Genomic DNA, 24,623 nt, shown 5'->3' with positions numbered 1-24,623 from the left:
CGAACCAAAACGAACACAACACCGGGTTATCCCTGGTCGGAAACGCGGCAAAGCGCGCTAAAAAGAAAAAAGAAGAACACAAGCGCGTCTCCGCTGGAGGCGCCAGGAGACGCCGTGACCGCAAGTCCTGCTGCTGCATTCGAAGGCTCCGCTCCGCCCGCGTCCTGTGACGTGCTGGTGGTGGGCGGAGGGATCAATGGCGCCGGCATCGCCCGTGACCTCGCCGGCCGCGGCTGGTCGGTCGTGCTGGCAGAGGCCTCGGATTTCGCCGCCCACACCTCGTCGTCCTCCACCAAGCTGATCCACGGCGGCCTGCGTTATCTCGAGTATTACGAGTTCTCGCTGGTGCGCAAGGCCCTGCAGGAGCGCGAGGTGCTGCTGCGCAGCGCGCCGCACATCATGTGGCCGCTGCGCTTTGTCATGCCGCATGACGCAGCGATGCGCCCGGCCTGGATGATCCGCATCGGCCTGTTCCTCTACGACCATCTGGCCCGGCGCGAAGTGCTGCCTGGCTCCACCGGCGTGAACCTGCGCCAGTCGCCGCTGGGGGCGCCGCTCAAGGCGCAGTACACCCGCGGCTTCGTCTATTCCGACGGCTGGGTCGATGACGCCCGGCTGGTGCTGCTCAATGCGCTGGATGCGCGGGACAAGGGCGCCAGCCTGCACACCCGCACCACGGTGGTCTCGGCCCGCCGCCAGGCGGACCATTGGCTTGCGACGCTGCGCGGCCCGACGGGCGATTTCACCGTACGAGCCAAAGCGCTGGTGAATGCCGCCGGCCCCTGGGCGGAGAGCTTCCTGCGCGAGCATGCCCAGTCGGCCGGAACCGAAGCGCTGGCCACCAAGAGCCTGCGGCTGGTCAAGGGCAGCCACATCGTCGTGCGCCAGGCCTACCAGCATGACCACGCCTACATCTTCCAGAACCCCGACAAGCGCATCATCTTCGCCATCCCCTACGAAGACGAGTTCACCCTGATCGGCACCACCGATGTGGAACTGCCTGCCGATGCACTCGCCGGATTCGGCCGCGCCACCATCGAGGCCAAGGAAGTGGCCTACCTCTGCGAGCAGGCCAGCCGCTACTTCGCCAAGCCCATCACCACCGATGATGTGGTGTGGAGCTATGCCGGCGTGCGCCCGCTGCTGGACGATGCCTCCGGCGACCCGTCCGCGGTCACCCGGGACTATCTGCTGGAGCCGCACTCGGACGGCGGCGCGCCGCTGCTGAGCGTCTGGGGCGGCAAGATCACCACCTTCCGCAAGCTCGCCGAAGATGCGGCCGACATGGTCGGCCAGATGCTGGGCGACCGTCGCCAGGCCTGGACCGAATCAGCCCATCTGCCGGGCGGTGACCTGCATGAATGGATCGGCGCTCCCCAGCGCCCCGATACCGACTTCCAGCGCCTGCTCACCGCCCTCGGGCAACGCCACGCCTGGCTCCCACCGGCCCTGGCGCACCGTCTGGCGCGCGCCTATGGCGGCCGCGTCGGCCGGGTGCTGGGCGGCGCGGAGAACCTGAACGACCTCGGTCCGGAGATCGCTCCGGGCCTGCACGAAGCCGAACTGCGTTATCTGGTCCGAGAAGAATGGGCGCAGTCGGCCGACGATGTGCTGTGGCGTCGCAGCAAGCTGGGCCTGCACTTCACCGAGGCGCAGCGCGCCGCGGTGGAGGACTGGTTCCGCCAGCCATCCCTTCCCACCCTCCCTGACAACAACAACATGCAAAGAGACAGGTCATGGAGCTGAGTCTGCACGGTATCAGCCACCGTGTCGGGGCTCAGCCATTCCTTTATCCGCTGGACCTGCGTCCGACACCCGGCGCGGTCACCGTGCTGCTGGGCGCGACGCAGGCCGGCAAGACCACGCTGATGCGATTGATGGCGGGCCTGGATCGGCCCACCGAAGGGCGCATCGAAGTCGATGGCACCGATGTGACCGGCTGGCCGGTCCGCCAGCGGGACGTCGCCATGGTCTACCAGCAGTTCATCAACTATCCGTCGATGACGGTGCGGGACAACATCGCCTCGCCGCTGAAGCTGCGCGGCAAGCTGGACCGCGCGGGCGTTCGTGACCGGGTGGATCAGCTGGCCCGCAAGCTGCATATCGAGATGCATCTGGACAAGCTGCCGGCGCAGCTCTCCGGCGGCCAGCAGCAGCGGGTGGCGCTGGCGCGGGCCCTGGCCAAGCAGGCACCGCTGATGCTGCTGGACGAGCCGCTGGTGAACCTGGACTACAAGCTGCGCGAAGAACTGCGCGACGAGCTGACCCAGCTCTTCGCCGCGGGGGACTCGACCGTCATCTACGCCACCACCGAACCGGCGGAAGCGCTGATGCTGGGCGGCTACACGGCGGTGATGGACGCCGGCGAGCTGCTGCAATACGGCCCGACGGCGGACGTGTTCCACCGGCCTGCATCGCTGCGGGTGGCGCGGGCCTTCAGTGATCCGCCGATGAATCTGCTGCTGGCGCAGGGCCGGGGGGACCGTCTGCAACTGCAGCCGGGCCTGGACCTGATGCTGCCCGGCCAGGGCGCCGTCACCGTGGGAGTGCGTGCCAATGCGCTGCGGGTGCAGGCCCAGCCGGGCGATGTGGCGCTGAAGGGTCAGGTCGAGCTGGCGGAGATTTCCGGCAGCGACACCTTCGTGCATGTGCGCAGCGAAGTTGGCGACCTGGTGGCCCAGCTCACCGGCGTGCATGACTTCGAGCTGGGAACGCCGCTGACCCTCTACCTGCAGGCCTCGCAGGTTCACGTGTTTGACGCTGCCGGCCTGCTCACGCGGGCGCCCGAGCGTCGGGGAGGCCGCTGATGGCTCGCATCGATCTGGATCTGGCGCATGCCTATCGCGCCGACCCGCGCAGCGATGACGACTACGCGCTGCTGCCGCTGCGCATGACCTTCGAGGACGGCGGCGCCTATGCGCTGCTGGGCCCGTCGGGCTGCGGCAAGACGACGCTGCTCAACATCGTCTCCGGCCTGCTCAAGCCTTCGCAGGGCACGGTCAGCTTCGACGGCAAGGACGTCACCGGCCTCACGCCGCAGGCTCGCAACATCGCGCAGGTGTTCCAGTTCCCCGTCATCTACGACACGATGACGGTGGCGGACAACCTGGCCTTCCCGCTGCGCAACCGCGGCGTGGCGCCGGACCGCATCCGCGCGCGCGTCGGTCGCATCGCCGAAATGCTGGAACTCAGCGGTCAGCTGAACCAGCGTGCGGCCGGACTGTCGGCCGATGCCAAACAGAAGATCTCGCTGGGCCGCGGCCTGGTGCGTGAGGATGTGTCGGCGGTCCTGTTCGACGAACCGTTGACCGTCATCGATCCCCACCTGAAGTGGCAGCTGCGGCGCAAGCTCAAGCAGATTCACCATGAGCTCAAGCTCACGCTGATCTACGTGACCCACGACCAGGTGGAGGCGCTCACCTTCGCCGACCAGATCGTGGTGATGACCCGTGGCCGTGCGGTGCAGGTCGGGGGGGCTGCTGCGCTGTTCGAGCGTCCGCAGCATCGCTTCGTCGGTCACTTCATCGGCTCCCCGGGCATGAACTTCCTGCCCGGCCGCTTCCATCCGGAGGGGCTGCTGGAAGTTGCGGGTCAGTCGGTGCGGCTGCCGCAGGGCGTGGCGCAAGCGGCGATCGCTCAGCTGCGGGACTTCACTCTGGGCGTGCGTCCCGAGTACCTCGCGCTGGCCGAACCTGGCGCTGAAGGCGTGCTGGATGCCACCGTGACGCAGGTGCAGGACCTGGGCACCTACTGGCTGCTGACGGCGTCGCTGGGCGACCAGGTCATGAAGGCCCGCCTGCCTGCCCAGGCGCAGCCCCCCGTGGTGGGCGCCCATATCGGCCTGCAGGTCCTGAATGCCCACACCTGCTTCTACGGCGCGGACGATCAGCTGATTCCGTCCACCGCGCCGGTGCTCAAGGAGACCACCCCATGAAACCAGTCAATCAGAAAGCCTGGTTCCTGGTGCTGCCGGTCATCATCTGCGTGGCCTTCTCGGCCATCCTGCCTTTGATGACGGTGGTGAACTATTCCGTGCAGGACATCATCTCGCCGGAGCGGCGTGTCTTCGTCGGCACCGAATGGTTTGCCGCGGTGATGCGGGATGAAGAACTGCACGGCGCGCTGCTGCGCCAGCTCGGCTTTTCGCTGGCGGTGCTGCTGGTGGAGATTCCGCTGGGCATCGCCCTGGCGCTGTCCATGCCGGCCCAGGGCTGGAAGGCTTCGGCGGTGCTGGTGCTGGTGGCCCTGTCGCTGCTGATTCCCTGGAACGTGGTGGGCACCATCTGGCAGATCTACGGCCGGGCCGACATCGGCCTGCTCGGCGCGGGTCTGCAGGCGCTGGGGATCGACTACAGCTACACCGGCAATGCCACCGATGCCTGGCTCACCGTGCTGGTGATGGATGTCTGGCACTGGACCCCGCTGGTGGCGCTGCTGTGCTTCGCCGGTCTGCGCTCGATTCCGGATGCGTACTACCAGGCCGCGCGCATTGACGGCGCCAGCAAGCTCGCGGTGTTCCGCTTCATCCAGCTGCCCAAGATGCGGGGCGTGCTGATGATCGCGGTGCTGCTGCGCTTCATGGACAGCTTCATGATCTACACCGAGCCCTTTGTGCTCACCGGCGGCGGCCCCGGCAATGCCACCACCTTCCTCAGCCAGTACCTGACGCAGAAGGCGGTCGGCCAGTTCGATCTGGGCCCGGCGGCGGCGTTCTCGCTGATCTACTTCCTCATCATCCTGCTGCTGTGCTTCATCCTCTACAACTGGATGCAGTCACTGGGGCAGTCACAGCAGTCGGAGGCCGCCCATGGATGAGCGCCGTTTCAAGAAGCGAAGCATCTTCCTGGTCCTGTATCTGTTGTTTGCGCTGTTGCCCATCTACTGGATGGTCAACATGAGTTTCCGGACCAACGAGGAAATCCTGTCCAGCTTCAGCCTGTGGCCGCGGGAGTTCACCCTGGCCAGCTACCGGACAATCTTCACCGATCCGGCCTGGTACAGCGGCTACATCAACAGCATGATCTATGTGGCCATCAACACGGCCATCTCGATCAGCGTGGCACTGCCCGCCGCGTATGCGTTCAGCCGCTTCAGCTTCCTGGGCGACAAGCATGTGTTCTTCTGGCTGCTGACCAACCGCATGACGCCACCGGCGGTGTTCCTGCTGCCCTTCTTCCAGCTCTACACCACGCTGGGCCTGATGGACACCCACCTGGCGGTGGCGCTGGCGCACCTGCTGTTCAACGTGCCGCTGGCCGTGTGGATCCTGGAAGGTTTCATGAGCGGCATTCCGCGTGAGATCGACGAGACCGCCTATATCGACGGCTACAGCTTCCCCCGTTTCTTCCTGACGATCTTCCTGCCGCTGATCAAGGCGGGTGTGGGCGTCGCCGCCTTTTTCTGCTTCATGTTCTCCTGGGTGGAGCTGCTGCTGGCTCGTACGCTCACCAGCGTGGATGCCAAGCCGATCGTGGCGACGATGACCCGCACCGTCAGTGCTTCGGGCATGGACTGGGCGACGCTGGCCGCTGCCGGCACCCTGACCATCGTGCCGGGCGCGATCGTGATCTGGTTCGTGCGGCATTACATCGCCAAGGGCTTCGCCATGGGCCGGGTGTGAGGAGGGAATGAACAATGTTTGACTGGATGGTGTGGACCTTGCCGGTGGCCGTGTTCTTCGGCTGCGTGGTGCTGATGCTGGTGGGCATGACGATCTGGGAGATCAAGTCGCCGACGACGCTGCGCAAAGGCTGGCTGCCGCTGCGCACGACGCGTGGCGACCGTCTCTTCATCGGCCTCCTGGTGGCGGCGTATCTGAACCTGGCCTTCGTGGGCCTGGGCGAGAAGATGATGGGCTGGTTCCAGCTGGAGGCCGAGCCCAGCGTGTGGATCAGCCTGGTGGTGTCGATGCTGGTGCTGGCGCTCATCCTGCGCAAGGGGTGAGCGGGCACCGGTCGCTGTAGTCGGAGTGGTATTCGGGATTCGGCTCCATCTCCCCCGGAGCCGGTGATCCATCCTCATCGGGGGATGCTCAATGAGAAGAAGGAGACAAGCGTGAACAAGAGCAAGTATTCCGCGCTGGCCGTGGCCGCCCTGCTGGCCCTCGGGGTCCACAGCGCCTGGGCCGGTGAGGCGGAAGCCAAGAAGTGGGTGGACAGCGAATTCCAGCCGTCCACGCTCGCCAAGGACAAGCAGCTGGCCGAGATGAAGTGGTTCATCGAAGCGGCCAAGAAGCTGCAGGCCAAGGGGGTGAAGGAAATCTCGGTGGTGTCCGAGACCATCACCACGCACGAGTATGAGAGCAAGGTGCTGGCCAAGGCCTTCACCGAGATCACCGGCATCACCGTCAAGCACGACATCATCCAGGAGGGTGATGTGGTGGAGAAGCTGCAGACCTCGATGCAATCGGGCAAGAGCATCTACGACGGATGGATCTCTGATTCGGACCTGATCGGTACCCACTACCGCTACGGCAAGATCATGAACCTCACCGACTACATGGCCGGTGCGGGCAAGGAATTCACCAATCCGGACCTGGACCTGAAGGACTTCATCGGCACCAGCTTCACGACGGCGCCGGACGGCAAGCTGTATCAGCTGCCTGACCAGCAGTTCGCCAATCTGTACTGGTTCCGTGCCGACCTGTTCGCCCGCAAGGACCTGCAGGACAAATTCAAGGCCAAGTACGGCTATGACCTGGGCGTGCCGCTGAACTGGAGCGCGTATGAGGACATCGCCGAGTTCTTCACCAATGATGTGAAAACCATCGACGGCAAGCCCATCTACGGCCACATGGACTACGGCAAGAAGGATCCGTCGCTGGGCTGGCGTTTCACCGATGCCTGGCTGTCGATGGCCGGTGCGGCGGACAAGGGCATCCCGAACGGCATGCCGGTGGACGAATGGGGCATCCGCGTGGCGGACGACAAGTGCACGCCGGTGGGCGCGTCGGTCTCCCGCGGTGGCGCGACCAATTCGCCGGCTGCGGTGTATGCGCTGACCAAGTATGTGGACTGGATGAAGAAGTACGCGCCGAAGGAAGCCACGGGCATGACCTTCGGTGAGTCGGGTCCGGTGCCGGCGCAGGGGCAGATCGCGCAGCAGATTTTCTGGTACACCGCCTTCACGGCCGACATGACCAAGCCGGGCCTGCCGGTGGTGAATGCGGACGGCACGCCGAAGTGGCGCATGGCGCCCGGCCCGAATGGTCCGTACTGGAAGGCGGGCATGCAGAACGGCTATCAGGACGTGGGCAGCTGGACCTTCTTTGCCAATCATGACCCGAACCGCACAGCCGCTGCCTGGCTGTATGCGCAGTTCGTGACGGCCAAGACGGTGAGCCTGAAGAAGAGCATCCAGGGTCTGACCTTCATCCGCGACAGCGACATCCGCAGCGACTACTTCACCAAGAATGCGCCGAAGTACGGCGGTCTGATCGAGTTCTATCGCAGCCCGGCCCGGGTGGCGTGGACCCCGACGGGCAACAACGTGCCGGACTATCCGAAGCTGGCGCAGCTGTGGTGGAAGAACGTGGCCCAGGCCGTCACGGGCGAGAAGACGCCGCAGGCGGCGATGGACACGCTGGCCGACGAAATGGATTCGGTGATGGCCCGTCTGGAGCGTGCCGGCATGGCCAAGTGCGCGCCGAAGCTGAACAAGAAGGAAGATCCGAAGAAGTGGCTGTCCGACAAGGGCGCGCCGTGGGCCAAGCTGGCCAACGAGAAGCCCAAGGGCGAAACGATCGCTTATGACAAGCTGATCAGCGCCTGGAAGGAAGGCCGCGTGCGCTGACCATCAGCAAGGTCGCTTGAGACGAAGCCGCGTGAGCCTTGGGGCCACGCGGCTTTTTTCAATTCTGAGTCGGTTTTCATCAGAATTCCGGAACGCGTCCAGCGCCCAGCTGCCAATAGGGGCATGCAATGCGAGGAAATGCCAGTCGAATCATTGAAATCATCCATTAACGATCGACTGTGCCGTATTCGATTGCCTGTCCAATATATTGGTGATGACAGCCCTGTCATTACGCTGAATCCTTCCATTTCCTTTAACTGGATTGGAAGGATGGTGAATCATGGCTTACATCTGTTCATTCGAGGTCATTGCTCAGCCTCTTGCGCCTGGCGTTCCCAATGTCCCGTTCGTTCAGCAGGGCACATTTCTGCAGATCACCAACGTTGGAGGGGCCGACACCACTGTCAGCGTCTACTATTACGTGGCAACGCCGAATTTTGTAGTTCAGTCGTCAGATCAATCAATTTCACTCTTTGCGAATTACATTGATGCGTCCGGCAACATCAATCAGGTTGCTGCGAGCCAGTTCATTGAGCAATACAACGGCTTCGTGGGGGTGCCTATTAGCCAAGGTCAGACAGTGATCTTCGGTGTGCAGTACATCTTCACACCGCCGAGCGACATGAGCAAAGTGGAGATGGTGGGAGGTACCCCGCAGTCTTCTGCCCAGGCACGAGGGTCCATTCAAATCTTCCCAACAACCAGCGCATCGACGCAGCTGTTCTGCAACGCGACTGTTCGACAGGTCTTCAACAACTACGATTCGAACGGCAATCTCCTGGACGTGGACGAGTCGGCTTACGCGCTGCCCATACAAGGCGGTCCGATCGTGATGCTGTCCTCCGACGACGCCCGTCTGGGGCCCAAGTCATGAGCGCCCCCACCCCAGGGCTGCTGATGACGCTGGCAGGAATCGCCTATGGCTGGCCGGAGGACATCCCTGGGTATGTGCATGGCATCGGCGAGCCTGGCGATTGGAGCGTGGTCTGGATGCCTGCCGCGAGCCCAGACACTGCCCCGCCAAACTTTGCTTATGTGGCGACAAGTCGGTCGACGGGGGCGATCGTCGTGGCCATCCGGGGCACTTATCCAGACCCGCTCTCGTCGGCCTATTGGGACGATGCAAACCAGGACAGTCCCTTCGGACCCATGCATGACTGGCCGAATGCGCAAAACAGCGGCGCACAGGTATCGGGTGGCACATTTGAAGGATTTTCGTCGCTGAAGGCGATCGTGGGTGCCGACGGAAAGACGCTGGAGGACTACCTCAGTCAGCTAGCAAGCGCAGATGACGTCTGGATCACGGGTCACAGTCTCGGCGGCACGTTGGCGCCGGTACTTGGACTGTGGCTGTCCAGCCTGCCTGCAGCGCCCCTCCCTCGCGTCATGAGCTTCGCTGGCATGACGCCCGGCAACGCGGCTTTCGCCGCGCTCTTCGGGCCGGGAACGCCACTCGACGGCCGAGTGGTGCGGTGCTTCAACACGCTGGACACGGTGTCCTACGGTTGGAATGACGTCCTTGGAACGGTTGGGTTCTACAAACCGGAACCAAAGGGAGGCGCACTGGTTGACGCCCTGCTTGCGCTGACCGCTGCGCGTCTTGTCGGCTACGGCTACACCCCTGTGGGTACGCCGCTGCCCTTGCAGGGCGTCGTTCAGCCTCCCCAAGTGTCATGTGAACTGGTGGCCTACGTGCTCGAGAATCTCCACCAGCATTTGCCCGACACTTATCTTTCACTGCTCGGAGCGCCGCCGCTCCCGTTCACGATTGGGTTCGGATCTGTGGTGAAGCGCGGAAGCGCCGAAAAATCAGCGGGTTCAGCGAGGCACCTGGACACCGTGTTCCTTTGAGGCAGCGCTTGACATCGCTGCTTGACACGAAGCCGCGTGGGCCTTTGGAGCCACGCGGCTTTTTTGCGTGCGCTCAGGGCGAACGAACGCTCCAGACGCGGGCCATAGCCCTGGCCAATGCGCTGCACTGGTGATGTATGAGGATGTCGACGTAGCTCTGCGGATCGACCGGAGGTCGGCGCAGCTTCTGGCGGCAAGTTTCGTCGACCGCCTGGAGAGCCTTTGGTGCCATGTCATAGAGCCGGTCCAGGTAGGGACCCGGCGCCAGGCGGCGTACGCCTGTGGACGCGAAAGCGCGGGCTGGGAAATCGCGCAGGTTCTTGGTGATCAGGCCGACTGTTCGACCTGACCAGTCTCCCGTGGCCAACTGAAACGCCGCTGTTGCGACGTGCCTATCCTTCGGGTGGATCGCATCGAAGCGCTCGATGTGCCGCTCATAGCCTGAAACCTCCCAACCCGGAACAGCGAGCCGCATGCCCTCCAGACATTGGGCGACGGCACCAGGATCGGCCTTTCCTTTCCCAATCACGTTGCGAGTCCACTCCCGTTCAATGTCGCGCGTCCAATGCATATGGATCACTCGCGCCATGTGAAGGTGGATCATCAGATCTCGCAGACGAGGTGCGAAGAGAACGTTGGCATCGACTAACGCGACTCGAGGGCAATCGGCGGATTCAGGAGGCGGTTCTTGTGGCATGGGCTTCAGCGGCGTCTGGATCGTTGGGGCCTTAGTACCTTTGCCTCCTCTTCGTACATGCCAAGTGCATCCGTGGCCGCGATCATCTGGTCCAGCCCCTGGAGTTGCCGATCCTGGGTCTCTGCAAGGTAACGCAGCACGTGAGCTTTCAACAGGCGCCGATGGCCCCCCTCGGTCCGCCGGATGCGTCCGAGGGCTCCGGTGTCAGCCAACGTGTTCAGATGGGTGCGGGACACATGGAGCAGCTTGGCAGCGGCCTCACTGGTGAGTTCCTCAGCCTGCTCTGCATCGGCCGCAGGCGGCGTGCTTGCTTCGTCGGGCCGGTTGCGTTCATGACTCTGAGGGGGCGGCAGGCGCAACGGAGAGAACTCGGCTCCAACCGCTTGAACCTCCGCCGCAGACAGTACGTGAGAGAGCACGGCGCGGTGCTGGCGCGCGGACGGGTCATTGCCCAGCAGCCGAGCCATGAACTCCTGTTCCAGCATGGTGGGCATTTGACTGGCCACCGCCTCTGCAAGCGCTTGGCGCGACTTCGAGGCGGACATGCGAGTGCCATGAAGCTGTTCTTGAACCAGCTCAGTGACACGAGCGACCAGGCTGCGGGCCAGATCCTCAAGCGCAAACTGAATGCCTTCAATCAATTGCCGCTCCAGCGTGGAGGGCGAGGCGGTGGCGGACAGGGTGCTCATCGATTTCTCCCGGAAGACCGCCAGTCTAGGATAAATCGACAAAAACGACAAATTCAGCAAGTTCGAAAACGCTTCGCTGGGGCGCCTATGACGCTGAAGGAGAAGAGACACGGCGCTCCGACCGACTCACCCCGGCGCAAAAAATGCCCCGCGCACGGAACCCAACCCCCGCTTGTGCCACCATCGCCCCCATGCTCAAAACCCTGAAAGACCTTTTCGACAGCCTGATGTCACCCGAGTCCATGGCCGGTGCGCAGGGCTGCGGTGAGGATCATGCCGTCCAACTGGCGGCCGCGGTGCTTCTGGTCGAGGTGATGCGCGCGGACGAAGGGCTCGCCGTGGCGGAACGCACCGCCGTGCGGCGCGCGCTGGTCGAGAAATTCGTGCTGACGCCGGACGAAGCGGACCGCTTGGCAGACCTCGCAGAAGGCACGGCGCGCCAGGCCACCGACCTGTTTGCGTTCACCTCCCGCATCGACGCGTGGGATATGCCCCGCAAGCTGCGCATGATCGAGCTGATGTGGGGCGTGGCCTATGCGGATGGCCGGCTGTCCGACCATGAGCGCCACGTGATGTGGCGCATCGCCGACCTGCTGCACATCCCGCAGGGCGCCTATGTGCATGCCCGCATGCGCGCCCGGGAAGCCGCCGGGCTGGCGCCCGATCATGCTGCGCCGGGTGCAGACGAAGCACATTGAGCCAGTACCGGCGGTACTGGCCTCCCGCGCCCTCAACGCGTCTGGAACACCACCCGTTCGGCCAGCTCCCGCGGCGCGACCTTCAGGCGCTGGATCTGATCCAGCAGCTGCGACGCACGTTCGCAGCTCACCACCCCGGCCGTGTCGCCGCTGGCATCGTCCGACCACAGCCGGGACAGCAGCCCCGCCGCCTGCGGACCCAGGGTGCGGTTCACCACCTCCAGCTCCAGACGTGACGCTTCGCCCGCACGCGTGCGGGACGGCGGAGTCTCCTGGGCGGCATTGGTCAGCCAGTTGGTCTCCCAGGCCATCACTTCAGGTGGCATCAGCCGCCGCGTCGCCGGCGAGCCCGCCAGCCAGGCCTGGCAGGTGTCGGCGCCCAGCGCCTGCATGGCCTGCATCTGGCCGCGCACCACCTGCAGATACCGACGCCGTGACTCCGCCGAACCCGACAGCACCAGTTGCCGCACCTCCGAGGTGATCGCCATCTGGGCGGCCATCTGGGCACCGTCCGATTCCTGATCCGTCCCGGCCAGCGTCAGCCGCGCCGTGCGCATCTGCGTCGCTGCCCGGTTCAAGGCGCCCGGGAAGCGTTCATTCAGGTGATACCAGACCGGATTGGACTTGAAGGCCGCCACATACTCCGACAGCGGCGCCGGTTCCCCGGGGCGCGGGCCGTCCGGCAGGGCGACGTCCAGCGTCTTGGGCGGCTCCTGGATCAGCTGATGGCGCACCAGATCGTCCGGCGTCGGGTACCACATGCTGCGTGACGGCGTCTTCAGCGTGCGCTGAATGAAGTCCTCCGGCAGCTCCATCTTGCGATAGGTCTCCGCCAGATGCTGGTTGGCAATCTCGTCGAAGGCCGGGTTGTAGGTGCCCGAGGACGCGCGGTGGAAGCCCAGCTGCGCGCCCGGCATCAGGTGCCGCTGGCTGCCCGCCAGGAACAGCAGCGTGCAGGCGCTCTGGCAGTCGCCGACGGCACGGGTCGTGGCGTGACGCTTGCGCATCAGCACCACCATGTCTTCCGCCTCGGCCAGGCGGCCGCCCGGCGAGGCCAGCTCGAAGGACTTCACATCCGGCGCCGTGTCCAGCAGCTTGCCCATGCGGCGGGCGTCACCCATGCCGATGGGGCCCTGGAACTGCAGCGTGTGGCCGTCTGCGGAGATCTTCATCTCGGCCTGACCGATCGGGTCGATGCCGCGGGCCATCTTCCAGAACTCCGGCACCTGCGGCACGAAGCCGATGATCAGCGACGCCAGGATCTGCAGCGCACCCAGGAACATGATCAGCCGCGCCAGGAAGGCCAGCATCAGCGAGCCGCCGGACTCCACATATCCCCGCACCGAGCGCCAGCAGCCCACCACGCACCAGACATCCACCAGCAGCATCACCGGCCAGCCGATCAGCATCGCGATGCTGCCCGCCTGCAGGGCATCGCCCTTCATCGCCAGCCAGCTCATCACGCCGGTCAGTGCCGCCGTCAGCGGGAAGCTCAACAGGACGTTGTTGATCCAGAAGCTCTGCGCCAGACTGTGTTCACCCCGCCAGTGGGAGACGATGTAGTCCCACAGCAGGCCCCGGCCGCTGGGCGGGAGCGGGCGGCTCCGTTCCACCGCCGTGCGCGAGAGGCGGTCGTGCCAGGTGCGGCCCTCCGCATCCAGCTTGGCCCACCAGAAACCGGCGAACAGCGGCGCGGCGGAGATCAGGTAGCCAAACCAGCGCAGCACCGCCTGGGCGGGACTGGGGCGGCGGCCGCTCTGGGCGTCCACCACCTTCACCCCGGCGATCAGCTTGCCGGGCGTGGCGCCCTGCCAGGCCCAGAACAGCACGCAGATGCACAGCGGCAACAGCCAGTTGATGGCCAGCGTGCCCGGCCGCAGGTCATCCCAGCGGCTGACCGGGCTCCCGTAAACGATCCACATCAGCAAGGCGCTGGCCAGGGCCCACAGCACGCCGTCGATGGCCATGGCCATCGCCCGGGTGGACGGTGCCGCCGAATGATTCCTCATGTTCTCTCTTCCCCCTCGATTCAGGGGGAAGTGTAGTGAACCGAACCGCCAATTCGTTCCTGCCTGAGGGGGATGGACGACACGCGGACGACCATTTCGTCACACACCGGGGCGGGGCCCGCACCCCGGGCATCAGTCCCAGAGGAAGCGCCGGTCCGGATAGACGACGCTGTAGCTGGTGCGCAGCACCACGCCGTCCTTGAAGTGGACGTTGAAACGCAGCAGGTAGCCGTTCATGTCCGGCGGCACATTCCAGTCCCAGACGTCTTCACCGCTGTTGCGGAAAAACACGCGGGAGCGCTCCCGGCCGAGCAACCGGGTGACCTCCTCCGGTGTCATGCCCGGCTGCACCCGCTCCCGCTGGGAGGGGGCCAGCGCATCCACCGCGCTGACGAAGCGGTCCTGGGCATCCAGCCGGACCATGTAACAGGTCTGACCGAACGGCTGGGTGGCGTATTCCAGCGTGCGGCCACCGTCCGCTTCCGGCCACACCCGGCTGGGTGAGCCGTAGTACTGCATCAGCTCCACGCCGGTACTCACGCCCGGCCGCAGACGTTCGTCCTTGATCGGGGTGGCGCAGCCGCTCAGGCCGGCGGTCAGCACCGCCGCCAGCAGGGCGCTGCCGAGGACGGCTCCGATCTGTTTCATAAGGGCTCCGTACTTCAGGCTGTTCGAGTGGATGCTGATTGTGCGCCGGCAGGCAAGACCCGGCCGCAGGTGCGGGTCAGCCGTTTTTGGCCAGGCCGAGCACCGGGGCGAACAGGTATTCGACGATCCGCCGCTCCTCCAGCACCAGGTCCGCCTGCAGCGTCATACCCGCACGCAGCGCATCCGCCCGGCCTTCGAGGCCCGGCACGCCATCGTCCAGGCTGACCAGCACCCGGTACACCGGACCGGCCGCCTGCTGGCCCATCGGCAGCTCGCGCGGGTCCACGGCGGAGCGGGAGATGCTGATCACCCGGCCCCGACCGATGCCGAACTTCTGATAGGGGAAGGCGTCAAAGCGCAGGCGCACCTCGTCCCCGGCCTTGACGAAGCCGACGGCGCGGCTGGGCGCGAACAGCTCCACCCGCAGCGGCCCCTGCACCGGCAGCAGATCCGCCACCAGGGTGCCGGCGCGGACCGACGCGCCCGGCTCCACCCGCACGTTACCGACGCGCGCATCGATCGGCGCCACCAGCTGCACGCGACCGCGCCGCTCGGCCTCGGCATTGCGCTGGGTCAGGGCAGCCAGCTTTTCGCCGACTTCGGCCAGCGCCGCGTCCCGCTCGGAGCCCACGCCGCTCAACTCATGGCGGGTGTTGCGCAGGGTGGTGTCGCGGGCCAGCATGTCCTGCCGCACCGATTCAAGGCTCTCGGTGATGGAGAGCACGGCGTCTTCGAGTTTGTCGGCATCGCGACGGGAGAGATAGCCCTGGCGGGCCAGGTCGGCCTGATCCTGCACCTGTCGCTGCGCCAGCGCGGCGCGTCGGTCCAGGTTCTCGATCTGGCGGCGGTACTGGGTCAGCTCGGCCTCCAGACTGCGGATCTCCTCCTGCAGCCGCGCCTCCCGCTGCTGGTAACGGGCGCGGATGGCGTCCCGCTGCTGCTCCAGCTGCTGCCGCTCCCGCGCCAGGCCAGCGACCAGTCGGCTCGACAGGCTCTGACCCTGCTCCAGCTCACCGTCCAGCCGCAAGGTGGCGATGGGCGCGCCCCGGCTCACCCGGTCGCCTTCCACCGCCTGCAATTGCTCGACCACGCCGTCGCCCTGCGCTTCGACGCGGATCACGCCGCCTTCGGGGCGCAACCAGCCGGTGACGGTCTCACGGCGGGCGTAGGTGCCGAAGAACAGGAAGACCACGACCAATACGAACACCAGCACCACCGTGGCGGTCACCCAGCGGGCGCCGGCCGGGACCTGCAGCAGCACCTCGCCCAGCAGGCGCTGCCCCTGATGCTCGATCGCTTCCTTGCGGAAGAGGGTTTTGGGATTCATGTCACGCGGGCTCGCTGGAGGGATGAGGCGCGCTGGCGCCCGGCTCGTCCTTGGGAGCCTGAGGCTCCGGGGATCCCGGGGAGGCCTGTGAGGCTGAGGCCGTGACCGTTGCCGCGGTGACGGTCGCCGCCGCAGTGGCTGGTGGCGCCGCCACCGCGACGCCAGGGCCCTTGCGCTCGATCAGCCGGCCCCGGCTGAGTTCAAACACCCGGGTGGCGCGGTCCACCAGCTCGGGCCGGTGCGCCACGACGATGCGGGTGATGGGCATGTCCTGCACCAGGTCGGCGATGCGACGTTCCGACTGCGGGTCCAGGTTGGCCGTGCCCTCGTCCAGGAACAGCACCGACGGCCGGCGGTACAGCGCACGCGCCAGCAACACCCGCTGGCGCTGACCGCCGGAAAGGGTGCTGCCCATGTCGCCCACCATGCTGAGGTAGCCCATCGGCATGGCCTGGATTTCGTCGTGCACCGCAGCGGCCTGGGCGCTTTCCACCACGCGGGCCATGTCCAGCTGGGGGTCGAAGAAAGCGATGTTGTCGGCGATGGTGCCCATCAGCAGGCCGTCGTCCTGCTGCACGACGCCAATGGCGCGGCGCCAGGCCTGAATGCCGAAGGACTGCAAGGGCATGCCGTCCACCAGGATCTCGCCCTGGGTGGGCGGCAACAGGCTCAGCATCAGCTTGAGCAGCGTCGTTTTGCCACCCCCGGAGCTGCCGATGATGGCGACGTACTCGCCGGGTTCGATGTCCAGCGACACGTCCTGCAGCAGCATGGGCTCATTCTGGGCGTATCGGAAGGAGACATTGCGCAGGCTGATGGCGCCACGCAGTTCGCGGTCGGGCAGTGACGCGGCAGCCTCCAGGCCCGCCTCGCGCGGCGTGGTGACGATGTCGGCCAGTCGCTCCAGGTGCAGGCGCAGCAGGCGGAACTGGATGACCTGCCGGATCAGCGCTTCGGCACGCTCACCAAACTGATTCCGGTACAGCAGGATGGCGAACAGCATGCCGGCGCTGAGTTCATTGACCATCACCCGCTGGGCGCCGAGGTAGACAATGACCACCAGCTGAAGATTGAACAACAGGCTGCGGGCGAAGGTCGTGCCCACCTCGACCTTGCCACTGCCCAGGGTGGCATTCACCACATCCGCAAAGTGATTGCGCCACACCATTTCGCGCTGGGCCTCGCGGCCATACAGCTTGACGGTCTTGGAAGCGCGGATCGATTCAATCAGATAGGTCTGCGCCTCGGCCTGGGCCATGAGCAGCTCTTCTTCCCGCTGACGGCGCAAGGGGTACAGGCCCATCACCACCGCTGCATAAAGCAGCATCGAGCCGAGCACCACACCGCCCAGGGCGGGGCTGTAGATCAACAGCAGCGCGGCGGTGGCGAGGGTCATCACGCCGTCAATCGAAGCGGTCACGACCGACTGGGTGAGCGCCTCCTGGATCGGCCGGACGGCCCCCACGCGGGAGAGGATGTCGCCGACGATGCGCTTTTCAAAGAACTCCGCAGGCAGGCGCAGCAGATGGCGCAGCACATTGCCGGTGAGTTGAAAGCTCATCGCCTGGCCCAGCTGCAGCACGGTGAAGCTGCGCAGCGCTTCGGTCAGGGCCTGCAGCCCGTACATGACACCGAAGCCGATGGCCAGGATCAGCAGGAAATGCTGGTCCATGCGGGAGACGGCGTCATCCATGGCCAGCTGCAGGAAAGCCGGCGCGGCCATCGCGAACAGCTGCAACAGCAGGGAGAGCACCAGCGTCTGCAGCAGGGGCCCCCGCCAGCCGCGCACACGGGTCCACAGGTCCCGCATGCGGGCGCTGACGCGAACCTCCACCGGCTTGAAATGGCTGGTCGGATGCAGCTCCAGCGCAATGCCGGTGAAGCTCTGGGACATCTCACGCGGATGAACGTGGCGGATGCCGACGCCCGGATCGTGAATGATGGCGACGTCGCCCCGCATTTCGCGCAGCACGACAAAGTGATTCAGGTCCCAGTGCAGGATGCAGGGCGTCTGCACCCGGTGAAGGTCCGCCGGCTCCAGGCGGAAGGAGCGGCAGGAGAAGTCCAGGCTGTCGGCCATCTTGACGATGTCCAGCATGGTGCTGCCCTTGAGGGACAGGGCGTAGCGCTGCCGCAGCCCATTGAGGTTGACCGAATGCCCATGGTAGGCGGCGATCATGGCCACACAGGCCAGGCCGCATTCCACGACTTCGGACTGGTGAAACATCGGCAGTGCTCGCCTGCCACGCATCCAATCAAAGGGATTCAACAGCGGTCTCTTGGGTTGTGCGGAATGGACGGGGCGACAGAACCGGGGGCGCTTCCGGAAACGAAAAGGGTCGCGAGATCGCGACCCTCGGGGCTGGGGTGTCAATGGCTCATGAGTATGGAGACATCGGCATCGACACGTCAACGCATCTGGGCAATCCCCGTATTGGGGTTGTTACCAATACGGCGTGCCAGGCGCTCATCCCAATGAAAACGGGCCGATCGGCCCGTGGCAGCATCAACCGGCCACAGCGGGGGGCGGCGGCAGCGGACCATCGTTGATGATTTGCGGGTCGCTGCTCGGGTAGATGTTGTCCACCACATCGGGGCTCGAGAACAGCAGGACGACGCCCTTGGTGCAGATGAATGTGGTGGGCATGTTGACCCGAATCGAATGGTCGGCGTCGGCCGGGCAGAAGTTGCTGCTGTTCATGCCAGGCGTTCCGCCCAGCGTACTGAAGCTCGCGCCGATGAGCGTCAGCGACGATCCGTCCGCTTCGGTGAAGATGCATTCGCCAGCGTTCTTGCGGACATTGAAGGTCGAGCCCGGGATGGGCGTGGTGGCTTGCTTGTCAGCGTAGTAGCTGCACTCGGCGAAGTTGCCGTCGTCACTCGGAGTGGCACGCACAAAGAATTCAGCAGTCATGTTTTTCTCTCTCTCGTGGTTGTGGTGGGAAGATCAGTTCTTCAATGCCGAGGACTCCCTCCCCAGGCAGGATTGGGCAGCATTCCAGGCGCGGGTGATCTTTCGATGAACGCCGATGAATTGCGGCATCTTCTGAATTTCTGCCGCCAGTTCATTGCAAAGCGACTGGCGCTTCATTGCAAACTCCGCGCTGTCTGGAAGGGCTTGCAGTGCTGACGTGGAGGCATCCACATAAATCAGCAGAAGCATGAAGTCGGGGCGCCTTTTCAACCCGGCGTCGGCGCCCGCCAGGACCCGGTCGAAGAGTTCCATGGACTCGTTGCGTCGGCCTGCTGCCGCCAGCGTCTTCGCATAGCTGAGATCGGATTGATAGCGCTCGGAGAGCACGGTGGGAGACTCTTTGGCCTTGGTGCTCTTTTCGATCTCCGTCCATTCAGCGGCGATGGCGGCCCATGCGTCCAGTTGCTTCCCCACCTCGACGCCGTCCGTTCGGTAGGCCAGCTGCAGGGAGCGCGCCATCAACAGGTTGATGCGCCAGTTCATGTTGGACGGATCCTGGGTGTGAAGCGCCTCCATGATCCGGACGGCTTCATCCACATGCCGGACGGCCAGTCCGGTGTCATTCAGCACCATCGCCGTCTGGGCAGTGGCCCGGTGCATGGCCGCCAACTGATACGTCCAGAACCCGTTCCTGGGTTGTTCCTTGTGCACTTCTTCAAGCAGCTGAATCGCCTTGAAAAAGGCGGGCAGCGCCTCGCGTTCCTCGCCTTTTCTCAGCCAGGTCGTCCCCAGCCAGCTCATGCTGTCCGCCAGCTCAGCCTTCAAGGCAGCCGTCTTGTCCGGCGGACTTTTGGCCAGAACTTTCTGCTTGATCTCGATCGACGCCTGGAAGCTTCGAACGGCCCCCTCGAAATCGGTGTTCTCCAGCTGGAGCGAGCCCAGGCTGTTCTCCGCATACGCCAGCTCCGTCAGGGCCTCATCGTTGTCGGGCTCCGCATCCAGCCATGCCCGGCTGAATCGGGCGTACCGCTCCAGCGGCCCCAGCGCCTGCGCAAATTGCCGTTTCGTGTAGTACGAGTGGCCCTCCCAGAATGCCGCAGCGCCCTGCGCCTTGTACCAGGCTCCCGCGAGTTCCCGGCTCGGCGGTGGCCCCTCCAGCAGCGCCTGGGCCGCCATCAGCGGCTCCCGTGCGCCCTCCATGTCCCGCTTCGACACACGGACTTCACCCAGCACTGTCAGCGCCTTCGCCCGCTGCAGTCGCTCCTGGGGACTCAGCGACTCGCTCGTCGCCAGATACGACAGCGCCTTCGTCCCCACACTGTCCAGCAATTCCAGTCGCCCGATGGGTCGAAGCTTGTCTGCGAACTCTCCGAGCATGAAGCTCAGCAGGTCGTCCGCCTGTTGCCGTCGCTGTTGCGCCTGATGCTCCGCCTGCGCGGCGCGATGCGCCTGCACCACGCTGAAACTCGTCAGCCCCACCAGTGCCAGCACCGCCGCCGTGCTCGCGCCCACGGCCAGCCGATGCCGCCGCACGAAACGTCCCAGCACATAAAAGCGTGTGTCCGGCCGTGCGGTGATCGGCTCGTGCAGCAGCCAGTGATTCAAGTCTGCGGACAGCTGCTCCGCATTGGCATACCGGTCCGCCGGCGCCTTTTTCAGCGCCTTGGCCACGACCGTATCCAGATCCCCCTTCAGCAGCCGGGCCTGCCGGGCAATCACCGGGTCCAGTTGCCCCGCCGCCACGTCCGACAGCCGCTTGGGCACCAGCTCCACCACTGCCTTGAGCCGGTCCAGATGCGTCTGCGTGTCGTCGGCCGTGGGATGACGTCCGCCCAGCAACTGATAGAGCAGCACGCCCAGTGCATACACATCGGTCGCGGTGGTCACATCGCCTTGCTGGATCTGCTCCGGCGCTGCGTACTGCGGCGTGAAGGCGCTGCCGGCCAACTGGGTCAATTCGGTGGCCGCCGCCGGCTGGGTGGCGTCGTCCATCAGCTTGGCAATGCCGAAGTCCAGCAGCTTCACCTGTCCGTCCGACGTCACCAGGATGTTGCTGGGCTTGAGGTCCCGGTGCAGGATCAGCCGCTGATGCGCATGTGCCACCGCGGCCAGCACATCCAGGAACAGTCGGATTCGGGACTCGATGTCCAGTCCGTGTTCATGGCAGTACCGGTCAATCGGCAACCCATCCACATACTCCAGCACGAGATAGGGCTGACGCCCCTGGTGCACCCCTGCATCCAGCAGTCGCGCAATGTGCGGATGAGACAGGCGGCCAAGGATCTGTCCCTCGCGCGCAAAGCGTCCGTTGTCGCCTTTGCCGAACAGACCGGCCTTCAGGAACTTGATGGCCACCTCGCCCTGAAAGCGGCCATCCGCCCGTCGCGCCAGCCAGACCGCACCCATGCCGCCCTGGCCGACTTCGCGTTCCAGCTGATAGGGACCGATGGACTCACCCGCCAGGTCGGGCTCATTCGCCGGTGACTCACCCACCGGCGCCGGGACGCCGCCGATCTGCTCCGCCGCCGGCCGGTCCATGAAGCCCTGCGCATCCAGCGCCTGATGCTGCGCCAACAGGGCTTCCAGCTCATCCGCCGTTGCGGCATCGTTCGCGCGCAGTTGCGCCAGCCACCGATGGCGATCTTCTTCCTCCCGGTCCAGCAGTTGGTCCAGCAGCGGACTCAAGGCCAGCCAACGTTCCTTGTCCAGAGCGTCCATTCGCTTCTCTTCTGTTTTTTTGTCGGAAGCGCCTCCTCAGGCGCCGTCACATGCAGGTGGCCTCTCGCGGGGCTCTGTTCTTGTCGTTGGAGCCAACACGCTCAGCGTGCTTGATCAATCCTTCAGGCTGATGGAGAGAAACAGCCGTGCCTTCTGCCAGTCCCGCTGCACCGTACGCTCGGTGACGCCCAGTGCTTCCGCGATTTCCTGTTCCAGCAATCCGCCAAAGTACCGCATCTCCACCACCTGAGCCAGACGGGGTTCCACGTCTGCGAGTTCATCCAGCGCCTCATGAATGCGCAGGATGCGGTCGTCCGACTGCGGGCCCATCTCGATCACGGCCGTATTGAGCGTCAGCGCCGTCTGGTCGCCGCCGCGCCGCTCCGCCCGCCGGGCCCGCACCACGTCGATCACCACATTGCGCATCACCCGCGAGGCATAGGCGAGGAAGTGACGTCGGTCCTGGAAGCCGGCCGCCTGCGCACCCGCCAGCCGCAACCAGGCTTCGTGGACGAGGGCGGTGGTGTCCAGCAGGGTCACGCTGCCGGACAAACGCATCCGCTGCCGTGCCAGCCGCTGCAGTTCCCCGTACAGCTGCGACACGACCCGGTCGGCCGCCGCCCGGTCGCCTTGGCTGGCCGCTTGCAGCAGTTGGGTGATCTCCGTCATGGGCCCGCACTCTACCGGCCTTGTATGACTTTGTTACATGTGACCGGTCCCGTTCGATGTCAAAGCGCACGAACGGATCCCGAAACAAGGGTTTCCCCTCAGAAGAATTGTGTCGCGCGATGTCGGGTTGGGGCCCGCCGCTGCGTTTTAGAGAGTGAGGGCACGACTTTGAGAGGTGGCAAGGGAGGCCGGAGACACGGGCTGCTATTGAGGCGGGTCGTGCCCTCACCTTGTGCACCGCGTGGAGGGGAGTGGTGCGCAAGGGCCAGGAAGTCCCGGTCCGGAGTCGATCAGATGTACTCGTCCCAATCAGCCGCCAAGGCCATTCCCTGCGAGGACGGCACGGCGGAAGACCAGCGCGCCAAGCCGCAGCGCCACGGCGGCGCGCCGAGCGTGCCGCGCGTGGAATCGCTGGGCGAGTTCGGCCTGATGATCACCCGCCAGCTGACCCAGTGCCGCCGCTATGGGGCCCGGATGTCCGTGATGTGGCTGGAAGCCGAGTCGGTGGAAGCCGCGCAGGAGGAGGTGCCGCAGGAACAGCGGGCCAGCCTGATGACGGCCGTGGGGCGTCGTCTGCGCAGCCGTGTGCGGGGCACCGATGCGGTGGTGCAGGTGGGCGAGAGCAGCTTCGCCGTGCTGCTGATCGACGCCGGGGCACCGGAGTCCGACCTGGTCCGCCACCGGCTGCACCATGCGCTCGGCGGCTCGTATGGCGTGGGGGAAGGGCAGCTGATGCATGTCCGGCTGCGGATCGGCGCCTCGTCCTTTCCGGACGGCAGCTCGCGCGGGGCCGATCTCGCCCAGTTGGCACGGGACGATCTGCGAGCGCGGGGGTGAACACGTCCCCGACCCGTTGACCGGTTGACCCGGCGACCCGTTAACCCGGCGACCGGTCGGTACGGCGCTACGGCGCCCCCCGACCGTCAGGGCATCACCCGCATCACCTCGGCCCACGGCACCAGCTTGAAGTTCTGACGCCCCAGCGGCCAGCGCTTGTGGCCATCCTGCACCACCAGCAGACCTTCGCCGTAGACCCCGCCGAGATTTGCGGCGGTCACGTCCAGTCCGTCGGTCTCGGAGACGGCATCAATCCCCAGCGCCGCATTGAGGCCCACCCGGAACCGGCCTTTCACCGCGAACGGTGGTTGCGCAGCCAGCACCACAAAGCTGTCACTGCCCTGCGCCGACACCACCAGCCACGCACCCTTGGCACTGCGGTGCACCGCCATGCCCTCCACATCGGCCGTCAGCACGTCACCGACTGGCAGCACCAGTTGCGCCGCGCCCATGCGGCCGTCAGCCTCCAGCGCGAGGCGCCACAGGCCTCGTTTCTCCTCGCCGATAAAGAGCTGCTGGCCGACCTCGTCCACCACGCAGCCTTCAGGCTGGGTGTCCAGCCGGAACTGCGCCACTGGCTGGCCGGTCCAGGTCTTGCCGTCGCGCTGCAGACGGATCTGCTGCACCCGGCCGTCCTTGTCGTTGACGAAGATGTCGAGACCGCCCGCCGGATTGCGTCCGCTGCAGATCCCATACACGTCGTCCAGACCGGTCGGCAGCTCCGCGGCGGTGGTGAGCTGGCCGTTGGCGCTGATCTGGAAGACGACCACCGTCTTGCGATCACGCTGGGAGGCCACCGCCAGATCCCAGCGGGCGCCGCCATACCGCAGGCCCTGCCGCAGGTCGACGTTGTTCACCCGACCCACCGGCAGGAACTGGGTCTCGCGACCCTGCAGGTCGTAGACCGCCAGCCCGAGCTTCTTGTCGGTGCCGAGGATCCGGCTGGCGGTCGGGGTGCGCGGATGGACCCAGATGGCCGGATCGTCCGCCGCATCGCCGCTGCCGCGCACCGGTACGGTCTGGCCGCTGGGCTGGACGACGGGGAGGGCGTCTGCACGTCCCGAGCCCCGCGCGGCCAGCCACAGCGGCAGGTCGGCGGGCGCCAGCCCCGGGGCCACCAGATGGCGCTCATGCCGCTCCGCATCCGCGCTCTGGGCCCACAGACCCACGCCGGCTTCGGCCACGTAGAGCCGGTTTTCGGTGTCCACCACGGCGCAGCCCCTGGCATCCGGGACGCTGGAGAGCCGGCGCATCATCGGGGCGTGCCCCGCGCCACTGGGTGAACGCTCATCCACCAGCCACTGCTCCCCAATGCCGTCATCCCCGAGCACAAAGGCCTGCAGCAGCGGCTGCGCGGGCGGCAGGTAGAGGCAGAGCGCCTCCACATTGAAGGCAGGACCGTCCCAGCGGCGCCGTTCCTCCAGATGTCCCTGGCGCGCTTCGATCAGGCGCAGGACGCCGCTGTCGGCGTCCTGCACCAGCGCCACGGTGCGGCCGTCAGGCAGCTGGCGGTGGTCCCAGCGCTTGGCGCGCATCGGCAGTTCAGCCTGAACACGCCCTTGCCCGTCGAGCAGGCGCAGGCCGGACTTCGCCAGTTCCAACGCAAGGCTCGGTGTCTGCATTGGCGTCTGTGCCTGCGCCTGGGACTGGGTCTGGGTCTGGCCGTGGCCCTGCGCCTGGGCCGACCAGGGCGTCAGCGCCGCCGCCAGCAGCGCCGCGCCGATCCAGCCGCGGTGTGCGCGGCTGTGCATGGTTCCGGTGATCATCTTCAACGC

21 protein-coding genes are annotated in these 24,623 nt (G+C 65.7%); 11 read left to right on the top strand and 10 right to left on the bottom strand.

What is annotated here, in order from left to right; translation table 11 throughout:
- The first annotated feature begins 114 nt into the window (after positions 1–114).
- The 9 genes from glpD (at position 115) to FHS28_RS10900 (ending at position 9,642) form a co-directional block, all read left to right on the top strand.
- The gene (glpD, locus tag FHS28_RS10940) at positions 115–1,746 is read left to right on the top strand and encodes a glycerol-3-phosphate dehydrogenase (protein ID WP_310736771.1); all 1,632 of its coding nucleotides are present in this window, start codon (positions 115–117) and stop codon (positions 1,744–1,746) included.
- The gene (locus FHS28_RS10935; protein WP_088452736.1) at positions 1,737–2,807 is read left to right on the top strand and encodes an ABC transporter ATP-binding protein; all 1,071 of its coding nucleotides are present in this window, start codon (positions 1,737–1,739) and stop codon (positions 2,805–2,807) included. Before glpD ends, FHS28_RS10935 begins: the two co-directional genes overlap by 10 nt.
- On the top strand, positions 2,807–3,934 hold the full coding sequence (locus FHS28_RS10930; RefSeq protein ID WP_088452738.1) for an ABC transporter ATP-binding protein: 1,128 nt from the start codon (positions 2,807–2,809) through the stop codon (positions 3,932–3,934). The genes FHS28_RS10935 and FHS28_RS10930 overlap by 1 nt, the downstream gene beginning before the upstream one ends.
- Positions 3,931–4,815, top strand: a complete 885-nt coding sequence (locus FHS28_RS10925; protein ID WP_088452740.1) for a carbohydrate ABC transporter permease — start codon at positions 3,931–3,933, stop codon at positions 4,813–4,815. The genes FHS28_RS10930 and FHS28_RS10925 overlap by 4 nt, the downstream gene beginning before the upstream one ends.
- On the top strand, positions 4,808–5,620 hold the full coding sequence (locus tag FHS28_RS10920; protein WP_088452742.1) for a carbohydrate ABC transporter permease: 813 nt from the start codon (positions 4,808–4,810) through the stop codon (positions 5,618–5,620). Before FHS28_RS10925 ends, FHS28_RS10920 begins: the two co-directional genes overlap by 8 nt.
- Positions 5,621–5,634: 14 nt before the next feature.
- Complete coding sequence (locus tag FHS28_RS10915) at positions 5,635–5,943, top strand: DUF2160 domain-containing protein (RefSeq protein WP_088452744.1); 309 nt, start codon at positions 5,635–5,637, stop codon at positions 5,941–5,943.
- A gap of 135 nt (positions 5,944–6,078) precedes the next feature.
- Complete coding sequence (locus FHS28_RS10910; RefSeq protein WP_375140734.1) at positions 6,079–7,791, top strand: ABC transporter substrate-binding protein; 1,713 nt, start codon at positions 6,079–6,081, stop codon at positions 7,789–7,791.
- A gap of 280 nt (positions 7,792–8,071) precedes the next feature.
- Entirely contained in the window at positions 8,072–8,665 is a 594-nt protein-coding gene (locus tag FHS28_RS10905) for a hypothetical protein (protein ID WP_088452748.1), read from the top strand.
- Positions 8,662–9,642, top strand: coding sequence for a lipase family protein (locus FHS28_RS10900; RefSeq protein WP_088452750.1), 981 nt, complete (start codon positions 8,662–8,664; stop codon positions 9,640–9,642). Before FHS28_RS10905 ends, FHS28_RS10900 begins: the two co-directional genes overlap by 4 nt.
- A gap of 73 nt (positions 9,643–9,715) precedes the next feature.
- On the opposite strand, the gene FHS28_RS10895 is transcribed toward FHS28_RS10900, so the two are convergent.
- Together FHS28_RS10895 and FHS28_RS10890 are read right to left on the bottom strand one after the other, a co-directional pair.
- Positions 9,716–10,246 (bottom strand): hypothetical protein, encoded by a 531-nt coding sequence (locus FHS28_RS10895; protein ID WP_184294575.1) that lies wholly within the window; start codon positions 10,244–10,246, stop codon positions 9,716–9,718.
- Between the two features lie 98 nt (positions 10,247–10,344).
- On the bottom strand, positions 10,345–11,028 hold the full coding sequence (locus tag FHS28_RS10890) for a helix-turn-helix domain-containing protein (RefSeq protein ID WP_184294573.1): 684 nt from the start codon (positions 11,026–11,028) through the stop codon (positions 10,345–10,347).
- A gap of 191 nt (positions 11,029–11,219) precedes the next feature.
- Between FHS28_RS10890 and FHS28_RS10885 the strand changes: the two genes are divergently transcribed.
- Positions 11,220–11,726 carry a tellurite resistance TerB family protein gene (locus FHS28_RS10885; RefSeq protein WP_088452756.1) on the top strand — a complete coding sequence of 169 codons (507 nt, stop codon included), beginning with the start codon at positions 11,220–11,222 and terminating at the stop codon, positions 11,724–11,726.
- Positions 11,727–11,758: 32 nt separating this feature from the next.
- Here the strand turns inward: FHS28_RS10885 and FHS28_RS10880 are convergent, their stop codons facing one another.
- From FHS28_RS10880 to FHS28_RS10850, 7 genes are all read right to left on the bottom strand, one after another.
- A complete protein-coding gene (locus FHS28_RS10880; RefSeq protein ID WP_088452758.1) occupies positions 11,759–13,735 on the bottom strand; it encodes an RDD family protein in 1,977 nt (658 codons plus the stop codon).
- Between the two features lie 132 nt (positions 13,736–13,867).
- Positions 13,868–14,383: a hypothetical protein gene (locus FHS28_RS10875; protein WP_088452760.1), complete on the bottom strand. Its 516-nt coding sequence runs from the start codon at positions 14,381–14,383 to the stop codon at positions 13,868–13,870.
- 76 nt (positions 14,384–14,459) lie between these two features.
- Positions 14,460–15,710 (bottom strand): HlyD family secretion protein, encoded by a 1,251-nt coding sequence (locus tag FHS28_RS10870; protein ID WP_088452763.1) that lies wholly within the window; start codon positions 15,708–15,710, stop codon positions 14,460–14,462.
- Between the two features lies 1 nt (position 15,711).
- Entirely contained in the window at positions 15,712–17,937 is a 2,226-nt protein-coding gene (locus FHS28_RS10865) for a peptidase domain-containing ABC transporter (RefSeq protein WP_221193888.1), read from the bottom strand.
- Between the two features lie 279 nt (positions 17,938–18,216).
- Positions 18,217–18,624: a hypothetical protein gene (locus FHS28_RS10860; protein WP_088452767.1), complete on the bottom strand. Its 408-nt coding sequence runs from the start codon at positions 18,622–18,624 to the stop codon at positions 18,217–18,219.
- 33 nt (positions 18,625–18,657) lie between these two features.
- The gene (locus tag FHS28_RS10855) at positions 18,658–21,342 is read right to left on the bottom strand and encodes a serine/threonine-protein kinase (protein WP_088452769.1); all 2,685 of its coding nucleotides are present in this window, start codon (positions 21,340–21,342) and stop codon (positions 18,658–18,660) included.
- A 114-nt stretch (positions 21,343–21,456) separates the two neighbouring features.
- On the bottom strand, positions 21,457–22,011 hold the full coding sequence (locus tag FHS28_RS10850; protein WP_088452771.1) for an ECF-type sigma factor: 555 nt from the start codon (positions 22,009–22,011) through the stop codon (positions 21,457–21,459).
- Between the two features lie 294 nt (positions 22,012–22,305).
- Between FHS28_RS10850 and FHS28_RS10845 the strand changes: the two genes are divergently transcribed.
- On the top strand, positions 22,306–22,848 hold the full coding sequence (locus FHS28_RS10845; RefSeq protein ID WP_088452773.1) for a diguanylate cyclase domain-containing protein: 543 nt from the start codon (positions 22,306–22,308) through the stop codon (positions 22,846–22,848).
- An 86-nt stretch (positions 22,849–22,934) separates the two neighbouring features.
- Here FHS28_RS10845 and FHS28_RS10840 read toward each other — a convergent pair whose 3' ends face one another.
- Positions 22,935–24,614, bottom strand: coding sequence for a phytase (locus FHS28_RS10840; RefSeq protein ID WP_088452775.1), 1,680 nt, complete (start codon positions 24,612–24,614; stop codon positions 22,935–22,937).
- Positions 24,615–24,623 lie beyond the last annotated feature (9 nt).

Origin of the sequence: Roseateles terrae, assembly GCF_014192155.1 — a bacterium.
Lineage (GTDB): Bacteria > Pseudomonadota > Gammaproteobacteria > Burkholderiales > Burkholderiaceae_C > Roseateles > Roseateles terrae.
This window is presented reverse-complemented; position numbering and strand designations above follow the sequence as displayed.

Excerpts from the sequence above, each read along its gene's own strand:
- FHS28_RS10920 (WP_088452742.1), top strand. The coding sequence starts at position 4,808 with ATGGATGAGCGCCGTTTCAAGAAGCGAAGCATCTTCCTGGTCCTGTAT.
- FHS28_RS10880 (WP_088452758.1), bottom strand. The coding sequence starts at position 13,735 with ATGAGGAATCATTCGGCGGCACCGTCCACCCGGGCGATGGCCATGGCC.
- FHS28_RS10840 (WP_088452775.1), bottom strand. The coding sequence starts at position 24,614 with ATGATCACCGGAACCATGCACAGCCGCGCACACCGCGGCTGGATCGGC.
- FHS28_RS10895 (WP_184294575.1), bottom strand. The coding sequence starts at position 10,246 with ATGATCCACCTTCACATGGCGCGAGTGATCCATATGCATTGGACGCGC.
- FHS28_RS10845 (WP_088452773.1), top strand. The coding sequence starts at position 22,306 with ATGTACTCGTCCCAATCAGCCGCCAAGGCCATTCCCTGCGAGGACGGC.
- FHS28_RS10870 (WP_088452763.1), bottom strand. The coding sequence starts at position 15,710 with ATGAATCCCAAAACCCTCTTCCGCAAGGAAGCGATCGAGCATCAGGGG.
- FHS28_RS10885 (WP_088452756.1), top strand. The coding sequence starts at position 11,220 with ATGCTCAAAACCCTGAAAGACCTTTTCGACAGCCTGATGTCACCCGAG.
- FHS28_RS10925 (WP_088452740.1), top strand. The coding sequence starts at position 3,931 with ATGAAACCAGTCAATCAGAAAGCCTGGTTCCTGGTGCTGCCGGTCATC.
- FHS28_RS10935 (WP_088452736.1), top strand. The coding sequence starts at position 1,737 with ATGGAGCTGAGTCTGCACGGTATCAGCCACCGTGTCGGGGCTCAGCCA.
- FHS28_RS10915 (WP_088452744.1), top strand. The coding sequence starts at position 5,635 with ATGTTTGACTGGATGGTGTGGACCTTGCCGGTGGCCGTGTTCTTCGGC.
- FHS28_RS10930 (WP_088452738.1), top strand. The coding sequence starts at position 2,807 with ATGGCTCGCATCGATCTGGATCTGGCGCATGCCTATCGCGCCGACCCG.
- FHS28_RS10855 (WP_088452769.1), bottom strand. The coding sequence starts at position 21,342 with ATGGACGCTCTGGACAAGGAACGTTGGCTGGCCTTGAGTCCGCTGCTG.
- FHS28_RS10860 (WP_088452767.1), bottom strand. The coding sequence starts at position 18,624 with ATGACTGCTGAATTCTTTGTGCGTGCCACTCCGAGTGACGACGGCAAC.
- FHS28_RS10900 (WP_088452750.1), top strand. The coding sequence starts at position 8,662 with ATGAGCGCCCCCACCCCAGGGCTGCTGATGACGCTGGCAGGAATCGCC.
- FHS28_RS10905 (WP_088452748.1), top strand. The coding sequence starts at position 8,072 with ATGGCTTACATCTGTTCATTCGAGGTCATTGCTCAGCCTCTTGCGCCT.
- FHS28_RS10875 (WP_088452760.1), bottom strand. The coding sequence starts at position 14,383 with ATGAAACAGATCGGAGCCGTCCTCGGCAGCGCCCTGCTGGCGGCGGTG.
- FHS28_RS10850 (WP_088452771.1), bottom strand. The coding sequence starts at position 22,011 with ATGACGGAGATCACCCAACTGCTGCAAGCGGCCAGCCAAGGCGACCGG.
- FHS28_RS10865 (WP_221193888.1), bottom strand. The coding sequence starts at position 17,937 with ATGTTTCACCAGTCCGAAGTCGTGGAATGCGGCCTGGCCTGTGTGGCC.
- FHS28_RS10890 (WP_184294573.1), bottom strand. The coding sequence starts at position 11,028 with ATGAGCACCCTGTCCGCCACCGCCTCGCCCTCCACGCTGGAGCGGCAA.